Genomic DNA, 17,186 nt, shown 5'->3' with positions numbered 1-17,186 from the left:
TAGCTATAGATATAGCCAAGGTACTAAGCCCGCATCAATTGAGTTAACTAGCAGCAAGCATTAATGCGATTGCGGCCATCAGCTTTAGCGCGATATAGCGCGGTGTCAGCAGCGCACAATAATGCATTTGCCGTTCTAAATTGGCCGTTAACTTCACTAGCGTGACCTTGGCTTACACTAACCGTTACCGATACATCTAAACCCAAATCCACATAGCTAAGGGCATTAATATTTTTTTGAATAAGCTGAGCGGCTTTCTCAACTTCTTCGGCGGTAATATTAGGCAAAACTAGTGCAAATTCCTCACCGCCATAACGCGCCGCAGTGCACTCTTCATTAGGTAAGGCACTTTTAATTGCTTCAGCTATCTTTTGTAAGCAACGATCGCCCATAACATGACCATAGTTATCATTAAATGATTTAAAGTGGTCAATATCAATTATCAATACACTGATTGGTGAGCCTTGCGATAAACTGCTATACCAATGCTTTTTCAAGTTTGTATCAAATACACGTCGGTTGGCGAGATTGGTTAAGCAGTCCGTAGAAGCCCAATGATAAAGTTGCTGATATTCAGCACGAAATTTACTGAGGTCGCGAATAATAATTGCAAAAAGCGGCGTTTTCATTGGAAAAAAGCTAATTGATATTTCCACATCGAGAGTGTCGCCATTATCTAACGTTAATCTGGTTTCATTAGGTAAATGGTTCAGGGGTCTTGGTTCAAGTTTCGATTCAATAATCATTTTTTGGTACAAGGTTTTTTGTGGTTCACACAAAAACGTTTGCCACTGTTGACCCACTAGCTCTGCTGACTCTTTCTCATTTGACCCAAATAATAATGTCGTCGCATGACGATTTGCCATCTGGATTTGACCTGACTCATCAACCACTAACATAGCCTCCATCATATGCTCGACCAAATTTGCAAGTGAACTTAGGGCATTGCCACCTAATTGTTCAATATGCTGTTCAGGTTTAAGGGCTAACTCATTATAAGAAGGCGGCTGTTTTGCTGCACCAAAGTCACCATTAATGAGAGCGTCAGTATTAATTTCAGCTGACGTTGAATATGATGCTTCGTTGTCTGAAGGAAGCGAATTGGCAGCAAGTTGTAACATATCAAGTATCCTTACTAGATTTATTATAGCGATAGCAAATGTACTATCGGCATAGCAGGTGTTTTCTAGTTAATACTTTATCGAACTCTTTCAGCTATAACCTTTCGCTAACCTTCCGATTTAAGCTATTGAAATTGAATGTTTATATTGTTTGCTGATTGATGTTTATACGAGGACGAAATGACTATGTTTGATCTTTATTGATGACTTGAGGCTCAGGGCATGTCAGTAAAGCTCGCTTTTTCTATGCTGAAACCTATGCTGTCAATTATCATTAAGGGTGTAATTGTGGGAGCGGGATTGAAAAAGGACTCTATTTGAGTCCTTTTTTAGATTAAAGTGGGTAGGTTTGATTCCTGAACAGCTAGTAATACTTGCGTAGCTTCTGTGTCTTATCGTTAATTCTTTAGAGAGTTTTTTTGGTAGTAACCCTTTATCAAATAACTGATAAGTAAATCCGATTTAATCTTTGTTTTTATTTATAACTTGCGGGTCAGCACTGACTAACAACAGTGTATTTACTGTGTTAGTTAAAATGAACTGGAAACTTGTTGTCCCAACGATCTTATCAGTATCTGTTAATTCAATGCTGTCACCGTTATTAATTACATTCACACTATCAATGATCCCATCAAAAGGGTTACAAAAAGCAACACCATTAAATTTTAATCCTTTTCCAGTATTGTCAGTTAATGCGTAGGTGATAGTGGTTTCCTCATTTATTACTATATTTTCGTCACTGTAAGTAAAAACTGGTGCTCCATTTACATTAAGGTTAACAGTAACGATAACGGTTACTGTTGCAGGTGTAGACGCTGCACTTTTAGTGGCTTTTAACATGTTAACTCCATTTATTTATTGAACGGTAAGTAAATCAATCCCTGCCTGATTAATAATGCTCATCAGTGGGGAATTAGAGGGTAACTGCTGTAAACACAATAATGATTTTGCGTAAGGTATTGTTAGTTCGGGGGTTTTGTTGTGTTGAATTAAAGGGCTTAGTCTTATTTTCGACCGTTTACACATCGAAACATCAGTTTGCGACAGGTGGAGTTGTTTACCTGTTGAGTAAGCCAGCAGTTCACTCGATGAGAGCAATGCTTTATATTTTACTCTTTGAGGATGTATATCGGATATTTTTGTAAAAAGATTAATTGCCACTGTTGAGTAGTCATGACTCTTCTTGAGTTGCTCTGTATTATAAAAATACCGTGCAGCCGATAGATAAAAATTAGCCCATATAACCTGAGGTTTAGATGAATGTTCTAATTGCGTATTAGTATCCAGCATTTCTTCTAACTCATCGACTTTATATTTTATTTTGTGCTGAGTTTGATTATCTGCTAATTCAAGTAATCTGAATAGTGAGTAGAAACGATCGAGTTGCCATTGTTTATTTTTAGGGTCTTGAACGAGTGCCTTATTAATGGCAGTTAAACTGAGTTGAGTGATTTCAAAGCCTTTTTGCTTTTTATTCTGAAATAGTAATAGCTCTGAATGATTTTGATAACTGGAAAATAACCTGTCTAGGGCATATGGAGTTAACTCATCAGTTTGACTTAATAGTTCTTGTTGCAACTGCTCATGTAAGTAAATTGCTGTATTTAAATCGCCTTGGGATAATGCAGCCTTTGCCAACCACGAGCGGGTATCTGCAATATCGGCAATCAGTTGCATATTATTAGGCTCCTTTTCATTCGCAAGCTTTTTTAAAGTAAGCGATTGTTCAAAATTAATCACAGCAGTAGCAAAGTTTTGCTGTTGAATAGCAATTGAGCCCAAGGAATTATGGGCATAAGACAATTCCATTAACGCTTCTTGGTCATCTGGAAGTAAGTCATACATGGTTTGACTGTAAGCTAAGTATTGTTCAAACCACGCTTTAGCTGCTTGCCAATCACTTTGATCGTATTCCAATTGTCCTAACCAAAACGCATTAGCGCCTAAGGTTTTGAGTAACTCGAAATGCTCAGGTTGTTCAATCAACAATGCGGTGAGATTTTCCCTCGATACTAATAGCGCTTCTTTGGCTTCGGTGTTTTTACCCCTTGAATAGGCTACTTCACCCATGGCTTCGAGTGTTTGACCGTGCTGAAAACGGGACTCAAAACTCAAGCTGGTATCGTTAGGGTTAGAGGCGTCACTGAAATACTCCAATGCTTTATTACTGATCCCATCAAGTAAGTCCATTCTACCAATACCGCGCATTTTATCGGCGAAATCACCGACCATGAACCCCAGCAAATTTTCGGCTGCTTGACGTTTTTGTAAAGCCATTTGCTCTGCCTCAAAACTGCGAACACTGGCAAATATTGAGGTGATAGTGAGTAAAAATAGTAATGAGATGGTGAAGGTTTTTTGCCAGCGCCTCACTTTTTCATGTTTGCTTGAGGCGTTAATGAGCTCTAATTCTTGAGGCTCTAAATCAAACAGTGGATTATCTTTGAGCAATTGCGCTTCACGCAGCGGTTTACCATCAGCCAGTAAGTAAGCTTGATTTTTATTTTCTTGTACCCAACGGCTTGATAAATGGTGCAGTCGGCTTTTAATACGAATGCTGTGATTATGTTCTGCTATCCATGATGTGGCGCGAGGCCATCGTCTTAGCAGCGCCTCGTGGGCAATGCTAAAGCTGGGTTCGCCATTTTGTAAATTGGATACGAATAAACGGCTGTTGATCATGGCTTGGGTAAGGGTTCGTTCCTCTTTAGTATGCAGCTGCGCCCAGCGGGCAGTTCGGCTGGTGATCGAAGTTTCGTCTTCCCGTAAGGTGACAAGTAGCGAAAACACATGGGGTAAACTGGCTTTTTGTTGTGGGGTAAGTTCTGCGATGGCATCTTCGGCATTTTTACCGATTGCCCCCTCAATACCCCCTAGTTTTTGGTAAACGCTGAACAATAGCTGATTGTCTTGGCTACGTTGCAAGTACAGTGCTTGCAACATGTATTGCAACATGGGCAGCGCATCTGGGTTACTGGCAGCTTCGGCACATAAAATTTCATCTAATGGGGTGGCAGTGTCAGGGTCGCTGCTCCACGTTAAGTTGGCTGCTACGGCAGGTAAGCGGATCATTTGCAGTAATTCGCTACGGGTAGGCGGTGATAAGTCAAAATGCGCTCCACGGCCTTTGCCTGTCATTAAGCTGGGATATGCCACGAGTAATGGGTAAAACTCATTTCGACAGGCACTGAGCACCAACACACAGCCTGAATTAGCAAGCTGCTCCAATATATTTACAAATGCATTGCGCTGCTCTTGGCTGAACAAAGGTGATGACAATAAGACTTCGAGTCTATCGATAAATAGCGCAAAGTGGGTGTGCAATTGTTGGTTCGATTTAATGACTTGCTTGCATTGCTGAACGATGGCTTGTGGCTCAGTAATGAGCCTGTGGGATAAAGAGTCGGCGCTGTCACCATCAAATACAGGGATATCATTGATTTCCCAGTCGAGCATTATGCCTGCGAGTTCGATGAATAATTTCGATTTAGCCACATCAGCAAAATCGAGGCTACCGTAAGTCGCCACATGAACACCGTTGTAACCAGAACCGACCATTAAGTTGGGAATGATCCCTGCATTAATTAACGATGACTTGCCACTGCCGCTAGGGCCCAGTAATAAACAAAAGCCGCGACCAAATTTTACTTGCTGGCTTATCCGCTCTAGTAACACACTGATTTGTTTACTGCGGCCAAAGAAGACTTGTGAATATTGTTCTGAGTAGGCTTGAAGCCCAGGAAATGGAGAACCTGATTGCCATTGTTGTTGCTCGGCTACGGTTTCATGACCAATAGGAAAATTGACGTCTGCAATGGTGCGATAGCCACGTTTACGTATGGTTTCGATATAACGAGGCGAGGTGGCCTTGTCATCGAAAGCGCGGCGTAATTGGTTAATAATTTTATGAAGTGGATTGTCGCCAATGTCGGAGTCGGGCCAGCAATCGTTGACGATATCATCGCTACTGAGTACTTCGCCATTGCGCTCGCATAACAAGATCAGCACGTCCATTGCTTTGGGTTCAAGCTGTTTGGTTTTTTTACCGAATTTTAGGCTATTACTGTTGGGGTCAACCTGCCACTCACCAAAGAAAAAAATCTCGTTTTTCATTATCACATTCCGTTGAAAACCCAGTGTTATGCTTCATGCATTCGGTAACAGCTAATCGCGATTGCGTTTCATTAGTATTTACTTATACCAACTTATGGTTAGATTGTAACCACTTAAAGTATAAGAGGGAGTAAAAAACAGACTAATTGGGGATAGGTAAAATGGTTCGAATGATTCTATAGAGGAGTTTAAAATATGCACAAGTTGTGATGTTGCTTTTAATTGAGACCTTGCTGTAGGGCTAAGAGTTTTCATTTATATAATCTAAGATTATCTGAGTAAAAGACTTAACCAAGTCTATAATTTTATTACGTTAATAAACCTATTTGTTATTATGTTTTTCAATAAACTGGACATTACTAGAACCTTATTGCCATGGAGGCTTATGAAATCTGCACAGATTATAGGATTTATACTCAGTATTTTTAGTGCGTGGTATTTATCATTGTTCTATGACTCGTTATTGATGAAAAGCTCAAGTTCGCCAAGTTTAGGTATTGGAGTCGCCGTTGTTTTTGCTTTGTGTACTATTTCAGTTGTTTTGACTATTCCGACTTGTGTATTGCTGAGAAGTAAAAAAGCACGAACAGAAAAACAGTTTACTGGCTGGTTTTGGAGTAGTTTATTTGCTCTCAATTCAATTTGTGCAATTGCTTATCTACTCGTGGGTTTGTCATTCCTATTGTGATTTAAACGTTAAGTTGAAATTAACCCTTAGGTATTTATCTTCTAGACACTCCTAACTCCTTAAGCTGTTCCAGTGCCTTAGCGGTTAACGCTTCAGTGTAAGGGTTAATTTTAAAATGGTTGGGGCTCCAGCCTTTTACAAACCGCTGAAAGTCGGCCCAAGCGATTGAATATAATGGCCGCCATGTTTGCACTAATTTATCTGTACAAATGTGGGGTTGGTGATGCTTGGTGCTAATGACTAACTCGCTAAAGTAATAATTAAGCCATTGTGTAATTTGCGCTTCATCTTCTGAAAAAGTCATCACGCTGCTTAGCAGTAACGCCACATCTTTCATACCGCAGCCTTGGCCTACATATTGAAAATCTACCGCTGCAGCTTGTTGGTGATTTTCGGTAAAACAGAAGTTAGCGAGCTTGGCATCTCCATGGACTAAGGTTTGAAATGGACTGTTACTGAGCGCGGTATCAATTTGCTGGGCAGCGGCTTTTAAGCGTAAATCGGTTAAGACCGCTAATTCGTCAGGACGGGTATTAAGATGCCAATAAGTGCCTTGTTGCCAGAGTTTAGTATGTAAGTGGTTACTTACTTTTCTGCTATCTTTACTGCAATGATTACTGTTCTGGTTTATGGTGTCAGTATGCTGCTGTAGAGGTTTTGTAGCCGGATTTTGGAATAAGAATTGCCCATGAAACTGTCCTAGCCATTTAAGGCAGGCTTTAATAGCGACATCATCAGCACAAGAAAGCACTTTGCTAAAACCAACAGTGGCTAAGTCCTCAAGTATCAATAAGCAGTCATCACCGTTTTGCTTTAGATATAAACACTCTGGCACCCGATTATCATGACTGCATTGGTTAGCGTATTCTTGATACCAATTAAACTCTACTTGATACGAGGTTATTTTGCGCTGATGAGAAAGAGCAGTATTCCAGCCTTTAGGGTGAGACTGAGCAGCAGTGTTATCGTTTGAATCCATCACAGGTAGCTTGATATGTTTAACAATGACGCTGTCATAGGTTGAACCTGACAAGTGCGCTCTAAATAATTCTCCGTAACCACTCCAAAGTGATTGGATTAGTTCAACGTGAGTAATGTCAGTGGCACGAGTTTGCCGTTTAATTTGCTCAAGCAGTTGTAGGTTAACTTCAAAGGCATCAGTATTCATTGGTATTAGTTATCTCAATTTCATTTTTAACATGCCGATAAGGTGCAGCACTGGGTAAATTGTATGGCTAACTCACTAATAAGTGAAATAGTTCTCAAGTCTGATGGAAAAGCCATTGAGTTTTAAATCAATTAGCGTAATTTGAAAACATTGAACCCTGTTGGAGCTCAGAATGAAACCAGGAAAAAATGATACAAAGTTGCTAAAACTGGCCATGGAAATTGGCGAAGCGTACGCAAGAAAAAGAGGTTTTAAGAATTTTGGCGAAGGTATTTCTCCAAAGGATAAAGTGGAATGTATTTATCGTTTACTGGTACAAGACGGCCTGATCCAAGGGTTAGCGGAAGATAAAGATGATGGTCCAAACAGAAAACACAAACTGGTGTTATGGATAAGTAAGCAACTACCGCCAGAGCACCCGTTACTGAATTAATATTGAGGTGATACTGCATTGCATCAATATTCGAAAAAATCAAAAGCCAAGCGACTGCTTGGCTTTTGTGGTTTAGCAAGGCCGTAGCATTAAGATTTTGCTTCGATTTCGTTTTCTACTTCTAATTCTTCTGGAGATTTGAGTACATCTTTGGGTTTTGTCACACTGCCAATAGGGGGATATGCCACACTGTCTTTAAATTTATCACGGGTGTCTTCGCTGTAATTAGGGAATGGTAGTGCTTCTTCATCAATAAGTTGGCGAATCGTTTGTTCTGCCCGTTGCTGCACTTCTAAATCAGCAGGTACGGCATTATTTAACACCACGTTTTGACCTATTGGCGCAATATGAATATCGAGCTCTTTCATAATATTTAATAGATGAAAGTTGAGATCTTCAGCAATACCAAAATACTCATTGATATCTCCTGTATCAATGTAGGCATTTACATTCACGACAAAAGCATCACGTTCGATAGCAAGAAAACGTGCTCGCTGGGCAATCTCTAACACTCTTGGGTGCGACAGCAATAGTTTACGCAATTCCATCAATAGCATTTGTAATTGCTCTTTGGTGGTGTCGAGGCTGATGCGTAAATCGTGTTTATAACGGCGGCGATCAATCACTGAGAAGTTTTCTAATTCTTGCGATGAAAATACCGAGTTGGGAATATGCACCACGGTGCGATCGAGTTTACGAATGCGGGTTGAGCGTAAGCCGATTTCTTCGACTACACCTAATGTGGCGCCAAAGCGACAGAAGTCGCCAGGTTTAATCGGGCGGGCAGCATATAAGGTTAAAGCGCCAAATACGTTTTCTAGTGGTTTTTGGGCTGCTAGTGCAATGGCTAAACTGCCAACACCCAGACCTGTCAAAATGGTTGCCATGTTGTAGCCCGAGCTTTCAAACCACATCAATGCGATAACGACAACGATGACCATTTTTAATATCGCGACCATAGGGCGGAGCAAGGCGACGCTATAGCTTTTATCTTGGTCATGAAGTTGCTTTGATTTATAAGCAGAATAAAGCTCAACCAAACCGATTATTAAAATGGTGTTGGCGAGATAAAGTAGGGTGCTGTTATCAAACCATACGCGCGCACGAACCGATAAACCAAGGGCAAGCGCCACATATTGCAGCATCGAGAAGTATAAAAACCAACGTAAACTTCGACCACAAAAGCGGCTTAATCCTGCGATTTTAGGTTCAAAGTGCTTTGCGATACTGATAGCCGCAAGACTGATTAACCCCGTACCAATCCAACCAAACAGAATGCTTAAACTGAGAATAAGTAATTGCCAGTTTTCCATATGAAAAGCAGAGAACTCAGGTAGGAAGTTAGCAAGTGCTTCTATTTGGGGGCTATATCCGTATTCATCCCATAGTTCAGGTATTTTGGCGACGGTAGCATTAGATATTTTCCAAATCTTACCGCCTTTACCATCTGGCACATGCTGCATATAAACGGGAACGGGGCCGGTATTCGTTTCTAATACGCCAAGCAAATCTCGGTAACTTGGGAGTTTGTCATTTAAGTGGCCAGTTGGTTGGTCGCTAATTTGTGACAAGTCGATGATGTTTTGTTTGTTCCATAAAATGACCAGTTTACGGAGTAATTCGGGGCCATCTTCTGGGTTAATACCTTTTGGCAAGTATCGTAAATCAACAAACTCGGCAGCGGCTTGCCAGTCATTTTCTTCTATGGCTTTACCTATGGCGATTAAGGCGGTCAATGGTGTTTCGCCATCTCGAGCCATGATCAAGCCACCTTGGGCTTCGGTGATGGCTTCGCTGCGCTTTTCAGCTTCAGCGACTTTTTTTAGGTTGATATCATCTGCAGCAGTAACAGAAAGGACACTACATTGAATACTGAGCACAAATAAGATTGAGAAAATTTTACGCCAATGGTGTCGTCCCATGAATATGTCCCTAAAAGCCCAGTTACTGTATCAAATATATGCGTTTTAGCGGCAGACTGCCAGAACGATTTATCATATTTTTCACAAAGTTACTCAACCTGTTTAACTTAAGTGTTTATGACTAAAAAGACTGAGAATTGATTAGCTGTTGAAGATAATGACAGCGTTATAAGGTGCCGTTTCCATTACTGTCATGCTAAGGGCTTTCGATTGTTGCGTATTTAATTTTCGGAATAATTTTTAGCTGAATTTGAAAATTGATTAATGTTGCCTACACTCAATATTAGCTAGTTAAAATAGTAAACAAAGCATAGGTTTAAATCGATTGGAAAACCTATCTCATCAAGGGTTGGAGCATGGATTGATGCCAACTGTTAATACTAAAATGACAAGGAAGTGTAACGATGACATCCCCACAAATTTTTTTACTCGTCACCGCTGTTGGTTTAACTCCTATCGCATTATCTTATGGTTTCTCACCGTCTACCTCGTTGTCTTTCCTTTTTAATATTGACGCCACACCTGTCAATGTCACTCATATTTTTCGAGCTGTTATGGGACTTTACTTTGCCTTAGCCACTTTTTGGGTCGTAGGCGCTTTTGTACAAAAAATCAGGCTGCCAGCTTTATATAGTCTCGTTGTGTTTATGGTGGGTTTAGGGCTGGGTCGTTTATTGAGTTTAGTTTTAGATGGAATGCCGCATTGGTTACTAGTGGTTTATATGTTGCTTGAAGCAGGCTTTGCTGTCGTGGGAATACTCATGATTAATAAATGCCAAAAAGAGGCAGTTTAAGGATTGATCTCGTTTATTAAAATTTACTTCTAAGCTGCTCCAATAGCTTATTAATTCGGATTAACGTGTTTGAAAAAGGAATTCACTATGAAACAAAAAGGTGCAATGAGCGTATGGTCTATTTGCCGTATCCCAGTGATAACGTTGTTTACTTTGGTGAGCATGAATTTCAGTGTCAACGCAGCCACTGATAAACCTAATATATTCGTTATTTTTACTGATGATATTGGTATTTCAAATTTAAGCGCTTATCACAATGGTGTGATGAGTAGTGATACCCCCAACATTGATAGTATCGCCGAAAAAGGGATTCTAATGACGGATTATTATGCTCAACCGTCATGTACAGCGGGACGCTCCGCGTTTATTACAGGGCAGCTACCAGTTAGAACCGGAATGCATACCGTCGGTTTACCTGGCGGTCCAGTCGGGCTTAATGCCAACACGCCAACCCTTCCTGAGATCCTCAAATCCATGGGCTACATGACAGGCCAATTTGGTAAGAATCATTTAGGTGACAGAGATGAGTTTTTACCCACAATGCATGGATTCGATGAATATTGGGGCTGGTTGTATCACTTAAATGCTATGGAATATACCGAAGACCCTGATTGGCCTAAAGATGCAGATTTTCAATCTTTTGCGCCACGCAATGTGATCCATGCTAAGTCAACGGGCAAAGGTAAACAGTCTATTAAAGATGATGGCCCATTATCTATCGAGCGTATGCGCACCTTAGATGATGAAGTAAATAAACATACGATAAATTTCATTGAGCGAGCCGTTAAAGCAGATAAGCCCTTTTTTACTTGGTATTGCCCATCTCGAGGACATGTTTGGACTCATTTATCACCAAAGTATGAAGAAATGCTCGGTAAAAATGGTTGGGGCTTACAAGAAGTCGTGATGAAAGATTTAGATGATCATGTGGGTGAAATGTTGGCCAAAATGGAAGAGTTAGGTATTGCTGATAACACCATCATCGTTTTCACTGCCGATAATGGCCCTGAGATCATGACTTGGCCTGATGGCGGAATGACGCCGTTTCATGGTGAAAAAGGCACAACTTGGGAAGGTGGTGTACGAGCCCCGATGCTAATTAGCTGGCCTGAAAAAATCAAAGCAGGACAAGTGTTAAATGGCATGTTTGATGGTATGGACTTTTTACCAACCTTAGTGGCTGCAGCGGGCGGCCCTAGTGACCTTAAAAGCAAAATGCTTAAAGGACACAAAGGATTTAAAGCGCACTTAGATGGTTATAACCAATTAGATATGTTGACCAAAGGTGCGGCTTCACAGCGAAATGAAATTTTCTACTATGAGCGAGATAAGCTACAAGCAGTGCGAGTCGGGGATTGGAAAGCTCACTTTGTGGTACAGAATAATGGTTGGGCTGGTGCTAAAGAAGAATTAAATGCGCCATTATTATTCAATTTACGTCGTGACCCTTACGAACGTGCCGCAGAAGAGTCTGGCATGTATTTAAAATGGATGGGACAGAAAATGTGGGCATTTGGCCCTGCCCAAGCTGCCGTGCAGCAGCATCTTGAAACCTTTAAAAAGTGGCCTCCAATGACTGCAGATACAGGTGCTGTAAATAATGGTGGTGTCGGTAACTGATTTTTTGCTTTAACGCGTCGCTTCGAGCCTTTGCCCAAGGCTTACTATGGAATTCAACAAGGAAGGTTTTATGAAACTAAGTCCAGCATTGTTAGTAGTTTTTAACGCGTTTTTGTTCACTATTGTCGGTGTTACAAGCCATACAGCGTTAGCAGAGGGGCAAGGGAATTCCATTAATGCTCCCGCATGGCAAAATAGTGTTGAAATCTATGGAATGGCGTTGAATATCCGCGGCGATACGACTCTTCTTGATCAAAACCTAGAGGTAAATGTCGACCCTAAGTTCATATTGGATACCTTGGAAATGACCGCCATGGTTCGCTTTGAGAGTATCTATGATAATCAATGGGGATATTACATTGATTATAGTTTCATGAAGCTCAATGGCGAAACGAATAACGTCTTGGATAATACTAATAACTTGGTATTGAAGGGGGATATTGATATTCGCCAAGGGGTACTAGAGGCCAAAGGATTTAAGCGTTATGACTATGGTGATAGCACGTTAGATTATATGGTTGGCTTACGCTGGTGGGATAACGACATCGATATGCAACTGTATCGTAAAGACAATAATGCCATATTCAGTGACATTAACTTTGAAGATGATTGGATTGACTTTGTGGTTGGTGTGCGCTGGATAAAACCGATAAATCAAGATTGGTTATTTTACATTAGTGCTGATGCAGGGATGGGTAGTGATACTGATTTTACTACCGCTATTCAATCTGGCGCACGGTATCAAATTAACTCATGGTCTGATTTGAATTTGGCTTATAAATCCACTTGGGTTGATTACGATAATGAAGATAACTTTGCTTATGATACGGCATCGCAAGGCTTTCTAATCGGTTGGGCAGCTTACTTTTAGCCTTAGCTGACGATTAAGAGTTGAATGTATAAAGGGCGCCCTAATAGAAGTCGTTGGCGCCTTTTTTGTGCCTTTATCGCATTAATTTGCTGGTAGTGGATTACCTTTTAACGAGATTGCGTATCTCAGTAAGGTAAAGCCTTCATCTTCATATTGTCTAATAAACGTCATGCCTAACTTTTTAATGATGTTAACTGACCCAAGATTCACGTCCACCACTTCGCCGTAGACGATATCTAAATCCATGTGCTGTTTTGCAAACTCAATACAGGCTTGATTTGCCTCAGTGGCATAGCCCTTTCCCCAAAAATCTTGATGTAAACGGTAGCCGATATCGATAGCGTTTATTCGCGAGTCATTTTTAAAACCACAAAAACCAATGACTTGATTTGTGGCTTTATGGACTACAGCCCAACGGGCAAAGCCGAACTTTTTATATTCCGCTAACCATATCTCTTGGATAATATTTTCAGCATCTTTTAGCGTGTTACATAAGCCTGCATCGCCAGTGTAGCGGGTGACTTCTTCTGAATTAAACTCAAGCACAGCCTTTGCATCGCCAAGATTAAATTCACGAATGATTAGGCGGTCAGTTTCAGTAATTATTGTCATTATGATCCTTATAAATTTTGCTATGCCATTTAATTACAGAATTGACGTTCACATGGCACACCGTCAAAGTCACCATCCATTTGAGTATCAGGACAATGATTAATATAGAAAATCGCTTCTTCACATGATCGCATGTGGCTGCAGTGAGTTTTACCCGCCTCGCAGCTAAACTGCGGTGAAGATTTTGTCGATTGAGTCGGACTGTTATCTATCGTGACAGGCTGAACTAGACTCGATTGACCGGGAGCATTCGTTACATCGTAGTAGGCTTGAATAGCAAATCTGCCAATGGCGATGACAATTAAGATAATAACAATGCGACTCATTGTGCCCGAAGCCGTGGTGGCTTTTTTCATTTTTATTGGTGGACGCTGCTTCGCTTGATGATTTTTGCCAGAGTTATGGCGAGGTTTATGAGTAGGATTGATAGCCACACCTACGATGAGTGCTTTGTCTGCTTTAACTTTTCCGTCAGCTTGCTGCTCTACAACATATTCAATTTGATCGCCAACAATGGGCTTTCTAGCCATATGTTTAAGGGTTGAGATATGAATAAACACGTCTTTGCCACCCTTATCAGGCTCGATAAACCCGAAGCCTTTACTGCCATTCCAGCGAACTAATCGACCTGTTTCCTTCATCACTCGTATTATTTCCCTTTGAAAGGTTTATTGTTTTATACACATTATAAAATTCACTAAGCCTATGCTAGGTTATTAACAGAGCATAATAAATTGTTTTTATCTGCGGCTTAGACATCTAGCTGTTCACAAGGAAGATAACATGAAATTACCAGCACGCTTTGCTGCTATACCCGTATCATTGTCAGTCACACTGGCTTTAGCCACAGCATTAAGCAGCACCTCACTTTATGCAGAAAACTTTGATGCTTCAGTGATGAAGTCTATGCCCAAACTTGAAGCGCTCTATACTCATTTGCATCAATTTCCAGAGTTGTCTTATCAAGAAAAAAACACCAGCGCCAGAATGGCTAAAGAGCTATCAGAGCTTGGTTTTGACGTGACTGATAACTTTGGTGGCTACGGTGTGGTAGGCATTTATAAAAATGGTTCGGGGCCAACGGTTATGATCCGTGCAGATATTGATGGGCTACCAATTATTGAACAAACAGGTAAATCTTATGCTTCAAAAGTCACTACGGTTGATGAACATAATAATACCGTTGGGATCATGCATGGTTGCGGTCATGACATCCATATGACCAGCTTTATTGGTGCAGCAGAACAACTGATGAAACATAAATCAGATTGGAAAGGCACATTAATGATGGTAGCTCAGCCCGCAGAAGAAGTCGGTGGTGGAGCAAAAGCCATGCTAAAACAAGGCCTGTTTAGCAAATTTCCCACTCCAGATAGTGTGATTGGTTTACATGTGAGTGCAGGCATTCCCGCAGGCAAAGTGGGCGTAGTAAGCGGTTATGCGCTTGCCAATGTAGATTCTGTGGATATTACCATTAAAGGTAAAGGCGGCCATGGGGCGTATCCTCATCTTACGATCGATCCCGTGGTAATCGCAGCAAGAACAGTATTAGCACTGCAAACCATCCCAAGTCGTGAAGTATCTCCCCTTGAGCCCAATGTGGTCACGGTTGGCTCAATTCATGGTGGTTCTAAGCACAATATTATCTCTAATGAAGTCAAACTGCAGTTAACGCTGCGCTCGTACAATCCTGAAGTAAGGGAGCAGCAAATAGCGGCAATTAAACGCATTACCAAAGGGATTGCGTTAAGTGCAGGCTTACCTGAAGAGCTGGCACCTGAAGTGTATGTGTATGACGATGAAACGATTCCATCAACCTATAATGAGCCGCAATTAGCTGCAAAAGTACAAGCCAGTATTGAAACTGAAATTGGTAAAGACAATGTGGTTATCGCGCCGCCAGTCATGGCTGGCGAAGATTTTGGATTGTACGGCCGCACTGAGCAAAATGTGCCGATTACCCTATTTTGGTTGGGGGGTGTAGAGCCCCAAAAGTATCAGGCGAGTCTAGATTCTGGTGAGCCATTACCTTCATTGCATTCGAGCCAATTTGCGCCAGATTATCCACTTACGATTAAAACTGGCGTGCGAGCGATGACCCGCACCGCAATGGATTTATTCAATGGTAAATAGCATTTAAAACAGCGAGAAGATAACTCACGCTGATGATGTCACGCTATAATAGCCGTTATCAAAGGGGTGACGACATCCCTTATTTAACTTAGGTATGAGCAATATGATTACGTTTACGACTAACTTGGGTGATATTTGCATTGAGCTTGATATGGAAAAAGCGCCAGTCAGTTCAAAGAACTTCTTACAGTATTGTAAAGATGGCTTTTATGAGCACACGATTTTTCATCGCGTGATTAAAGGCTTTATGATCCAAGGTGGCGGATTTACTGCCAAAATGAAAGAAAAACCAACTCGCGATCCGATTGTAAACGAAGCTAACCGTGGTTTAAGCAATGTATTAGGCACCATTGCAATGGCGAGAACCGATGCGCCGCATTCAGCTACTGGGCAGTTTTTTATTAATGTTGCTGACAATACCTTTTTAGATCATACCGCTACGACTAATAATGGTTGGGGTTATGCGGTATTTGGTAAAGTGATTGCTGGTATTGAAGTGGTAAAAGAAATTGAAAAGGCTAAGACAGCCACTATTGCAGGGCACGATGATGTTCCTAAAACGCCTATTATCATTGAAAAAGTCACGATTGCAGAGTAAGGCTTGTTTGGCTGAGTGAGCATTGCCTTAGCTTTTCTGAAAGCATGTATCGAAAGCATACGCCTTCGATACATTTTTTATTTCAATATCATTTTTTATTTCAATGTCATTGTGCTAGCGCCGAACGAACAAATATAAAAGGAAGCTCATTTGAGCCTTACACCACAAGATAAGCTGCAGCTTGCTCAAGCAAAACAGTTACTCGATAACCCAGGACTTGCGGCTAAGATGACCGACTTTATTGGTACGCCAATCGAGAAAGGTTTTGCTATGCTGCCGAAAACCGTGAGTGAAGGGATTGGCAAGGTGACACAAGCGGCGTTGATGAAAGCATCAAGTGCAGCGTTATTTACTATGAAAGATGTACCGGGCGAGCAATCATCTGATCGCTGGCACAAATTAGGTGTGGCAGTGAGTGGGGGCGTTGGCGGCTTTTTTGGCTTATCAGCATTGGCACTGGAGCTGCCTATTTCAACGACTATTATGCTGCGATCCATTGCTGATGTTGCTCGCAGTGAAGGCGAACAGCTCACCGATGTGCAAACTCAATTAGCTTGTCTTGAGGTTTTTGCACTGGGTGGTGAGTCTAATGACGATGATCAAGCTGAAAAAGGCTACTTTGCGGTGCGAACCGTTATTGCAAATTCACTGGCTGAAGCTGCTGAGTACGTTGCCACAAAAGGAATTAGTAAAGAGGCTGGCCCTGCCATGGTGAAATTAGTGGCAGTGATTGCAGAACGATTTGGGGTACAAGTCACTCAAAAAATGGCAGCTCAGGCAGTACCTGCAATTGGCGCAGCTGGTGGAGCAATCATTAATACTTTGTTTATTGATCATTTCCAAGACATGGCAAGAGGCCATTTTATTGTGCGCCGCCTTGAGCGATCGTATGGTGAGGAGCAAGTGAGATTAGCTTATGACAATTTACTGATTGAAGGTTAAAACACGTTAAAAAGCACTTCAGCATTAACTTCTGTAATGACCAACAGCTTGGAACTCACTCCTTTCTTAACTCCATAATTAACTCGTAACAATTAAACTGTGTGAACTTTCATCAAGACTCGTTATCTTAATAACATAAGCAATCATTAATGTTGACGTTATTAAAAAATC

At 41.2% G+C, this 17,186-nt stretch carries 15 protein-coding genes; 8 read left to right on the top strand and 7 right to left on the bottom strand.

The window, feature by feature from the left end; all coding sequences use genetic code 11:
* Positions 1 to 47: 47 nt before the first annotated feature.
* The 3 genes from QPX86_RS17705 to QPX86_RS17695 all read right to left on the bottom strand — a co-directional run bounded on the left by QPX86_RS17705 (position 48) and on the right by QPX86_RS17695 (position 5,234).
* Positions 48 to 1,121, bottom strand: coding sequence for a sensor domain-containing diguanylate cyclase (locus QPX86_RS17705; RefSeq protein ID WP_285163383.1), 1,074 nt, complete (start codon positions 1,119 to 1,121; stop codon positions 48 to 50).
* A gap of 462 nt (positions 1,122 to 1,583) precedes the next feature.
* A complete protein-coding gene (locus QPX86_RS17700) occupies positions 1,584 to 1,961 on the bottom strand; it encodes a DP-EP family protein (protein ID WP_285163382.1) in 378 nt (125 codons plus the stop codon).
* A 15-nt stretch (positions 1,962 to 1,976) separates the two neighbouring features.
* Positions 1,977 to 5,234 carry an nSTAND1 domain-containing NTPase gene (locus QPX86_RS17695; RefSeq protein ID WP_285163381.1) on the bottom strand — a complete coding sequence of 1,086 codons (3,258 nt, stop codon included), beginning with the start codon at positions 5,232 to 5,234 and terminating at the stop codon, positions 1,977 to 1,979.
* 385 nt (positions 5,235 to 5,619) lie between these two features.
* On the opposite strand from QPX86_RS17695, the gene QPX86_RS17690 reads away from it, so the two are divergent.
* A complete protein-coding gene (locus QPX86_RS17690; RefSeq protein ID WP_285163380.1) occupies positions 5,620 to 5,922 on the top strand; it encodes a hypothetical protein in 303 nt (100 codons plus the stop codon).
* 34 nt (positions 5,923 to 5,956) lie between these two features.
* Here QPX86_RS17690 and QPX86_RS17685 read toward each other — a convergent pair whose 3' ends face one another.
* Positions 5,957 to 7,090, bottom strand: coding sequence for a phosphotransferase (locus QPX86_RS17685; RefSeq protein ID WP_285163379.1), 1,134 nt, complete (start codon positions 7,088 to 7,090; stop codon positions 5,957 to 5,959).
* 172 nt (positions 7,091 to 7,262) lie between these two features.
* On the opposite strand from QPX86_RS17685, the gene QPX86_RS17680 reads away from it, so the two are divergent.
* Positions 7,263 to 7,523 carry a DUF5062 family protein gene (locus tag QPX86_RS17680; RefSeq protein WP_248985199.1) on the top strand — a complete coding sequence of 87 codons (261 nt, stop codon included), beginning with the start codon at positions 7,263 to 7,265 and terminating at the stop codon, positions 7,521 to 7,523.
* Positions 7,524 to 7,612: 89 nt separating this feature from the next.
* On the opposite strand, the gene QPX86_RS17675 is transcribed toward QPX86_RS17680, so the two are convergent.
* Positions 7,613 to 9,445, bottom strand: a complete 1,833-nt coding sequence (locus tag QPX86_RS17675) for a mechanosensitive ion channel family protein (protein ID WP_285163378.1) — start codon at positions 9,443 to 9,445, stop codon at positions 7,613 to 7,615.
* Positions 9,446 to 9,849: 404 nt separating this feature from the next.
* On the opposite strand from QPX86_RS17675, the gene QPX86_RS17670 reads away from it, so the two are divergent.
* The 3 genes from QPX86_RS17670 (at position 9,850) to QPX86_RS17660 (ending at position 12,730) form a co-directional block, all read left to right on the top strand.
* Positions 9,850 to 10,239, top strand: coding sequence for a DUF4345 domain-containing protein (locus QPX86_RS17670; RefSeq protein WP_119967745.1), 390 nt, complete (start codon positions 9,850 to 9,852; stop codon positions 10,237 to 10,239).
* A gap of 87 nt (positions 10,240 to 10,326) precedes the next feature.
* Positions 10,327 to 11,859, top strand: coding sequence for an arylsulfatase (locus QPX86_RS17665; RefSeq protein ID WP_285163377.1), 1,533 nt, complete (start codon positions 10,327 to 10,329; stop codon positions 11,857 to 11,859).
* Positions 11,860 to 11,929: 70 nt separating this feature from the next.
* Positions 11,930 to 12,730 (top strand): hypothetical protein, encoded by an 801-nt coding sequence (locus QPX86_RS17660; RefSeq protein ID WP_285163376.1) that lies wholly within the window; start codon positions 11,930 to 11,932, stop codon positions 12,728 to 12,730.
* Between the two features lie 81 nt (positions 12,731 to 12,811).
* Here QPX86_RS17660 and QPX86_RS17655 read toward each other — a convergent pair whose 3' ends face one another.
* On the bottom strand, positions 12,812 to 13,342 hold the full coding sequence (locus tag QPX86_RS17655; protein ID WP_065109719.1) for a GNAT family N-acetyltransferase: 531 nt from the start codon (positions 13,340 to 13,342) through the stop codon (positions 12,812 to 12,814).
* A gap of 29 nt (positions 13,343 to 13,371) precedes the next feature.
* Positions 13,372 to 13,983, bottom strand: coding sequence for a cold shock domain-containing protein (locus QPX86_RS17650; RefSeq protein WP_285165193.1), 612 nt, complete (start codon positions 13,981 to 13,983; stop codon positions 13,372 to 13,374).
* A gap of 142 nt (positions 13,984 to 14,125) precedes the next feature.
* Between QPX86_RS17650 and QPX86_RS17645 the strand changes: the two genes are divergently transcribed.
* From QPX86_RS17645 to QPX86_RS17635, 3 genes are all read left to right on the top strand, one after another.
* Positions 14,126 to 15,475, top strand: a complete 1,350-nt coding sequence (locus QPX86_RS17645; RefSeq protein ID WP_285163375.1) for a M20 metallopeptidase family protein — start codon at positions 14,126 to 14,128, stop codon at positions 15,473 to 15,475.
* Between the two features lie 103 nt (positions 15,476 to 15,578).
* Complete coding sequence (locus tag QPX86_RS17640; protein WP_192022020.1) at positions 15,579 to 16,073, top strand: peptidylprolyl isomerase; 495 nt, start codon at positions 15,579 to 15,581, stop codon at positions 16,071 to 16,073.
* A gap of 150 nt (positions 16,074 to 16,223) precedes the next feature.
* On the top strand, positions 16,224 to 17,015 hold the full coding sequence (locus tag QPX86_RS17635) for an EcsC family protein (RefSeq protein WP_285163374.1): 792 nt from the start codon (positions 16,224 to 16,226) through the stop codon (positions 17,013 to 17,015).
* Positions 17,016 to 17,186 lie beyond the last annotated feature (171 nt).

It is taken from the genome of Shewanella goraebulensis, assembly GCF_030252245.1.
GTDB lineage: Bacteria > Pseudomonadota > Gammaproteobacteria > Enterobacterales > Shewanellaceae > Shewanella > Shewanella goraebulensis.
The sequence above is the reverse complement of the archived record's forward strand: the minus strand, read 5'-3'. Positions and strand labels throughout refer to the sequence as shown.

Excerpts from the sequence above, each read along its gene's own strand:
- QPX86_RS17675 (WP_285163378.1), bottom strand. The coding sequence starts at position 9,445 with ATGGGACGACACCATTGGCGTAAAATTTTCTCAATCTTATTTGTGCTC.
- QPX86_RS17640 (WP_192022020.1), top strand. The coding sequence starts at position 15,579 with ATGATTACGTTTACGACTAACTTGGGTGATATTTGCATTGAGCTTGAT.
- QPX86_RS17665 (WP_285163377.1), top strand. The coding sequence starts at position 10,327 with ATGAAACAAAAAGGTGCAATGAGCGTATGGTCTATTTGCCGTATCCCA.
- QPX86_RS17650 (WP_285165193.1), bottom strand. The coding sequence starts at position 13,983 with ATGAAGGAAACAGGTCGATTAGTTCGCTGGAATGGCAGTAAAGGCTTC.
- QPX86_RS17645 (WP_285163375.1), top strand. The coding sequence starts at position 14,126 with ATGAAATTACCAGCACGCTTTGCTGCTATACCCGTATCATTGTCAGTC.
- QPX86_RS17700 (WP_285163382.1), bottom strand. The coding sequence starts at position 1,961 with ATGTTAAAAGCCACTAAAAGTGCAGCGTCTACACCTGCAACAGTAACC.
- QPX86_RS17685 (WP_285163379.1), bottom strand. The coding sequence starts at position 7,090 with ATGAATACTGATGCCTTTGAAGTTAACCTACAACTGCTTGAGCAAATT.
- QPX86_RS17695 (WP_285163381.1), bottom strand. The coding sequence starts at position 5,234 with ATGAAAAACGAGATTTTTTTCTTTGGTGAGTGGCAGGTTGACCCCAAC.
- QPX86_RS17655 (WP_065109719.1), bottom strand. The coding sequence starts at position 13,342 with ATGACAATAATTACTGAAACTGACCGCCTAATCATTCGTGAATTTAAT.
- QPX86_RS17705 (WP_285163383.1), bottom strand. The coding sequence starts at position 1,121 with ATGTTACAACTTGCTGCCAATTCGCTTCCTTCAGACAACGAAGCATCA.
- QPX86_RS17690 (WP_285163380.1), top strand. The coding sequence starts at position 5,620 with ATGAAATCTGCACAGATTATAGGATTTATACTCAGTATTTTTAGTGCG.
- QPX86_RS17660 (WP_285163376.1), top strand. The coding sequence starts at position 11,930 with ATGAAACTAAGTCCAGCATTGTTAGTAGTTTTTAACGCGTTTTTGTTC.
- QPX86_RS17680 (WP_248985199.1), top strand. The coding sequence starts at position 7,263 with ATGAAACCAGGAAAAAATGATACAAAGTTGCTAAAACTGGCCATGGAA.
- QPX86_RS17670 (WP_119967745.1), top strand. The coding sequence starts at position 9,850 with ATGACATCCCCACAAATTTTTTTACTCGTCACCGCTGTTGGTTTAACT.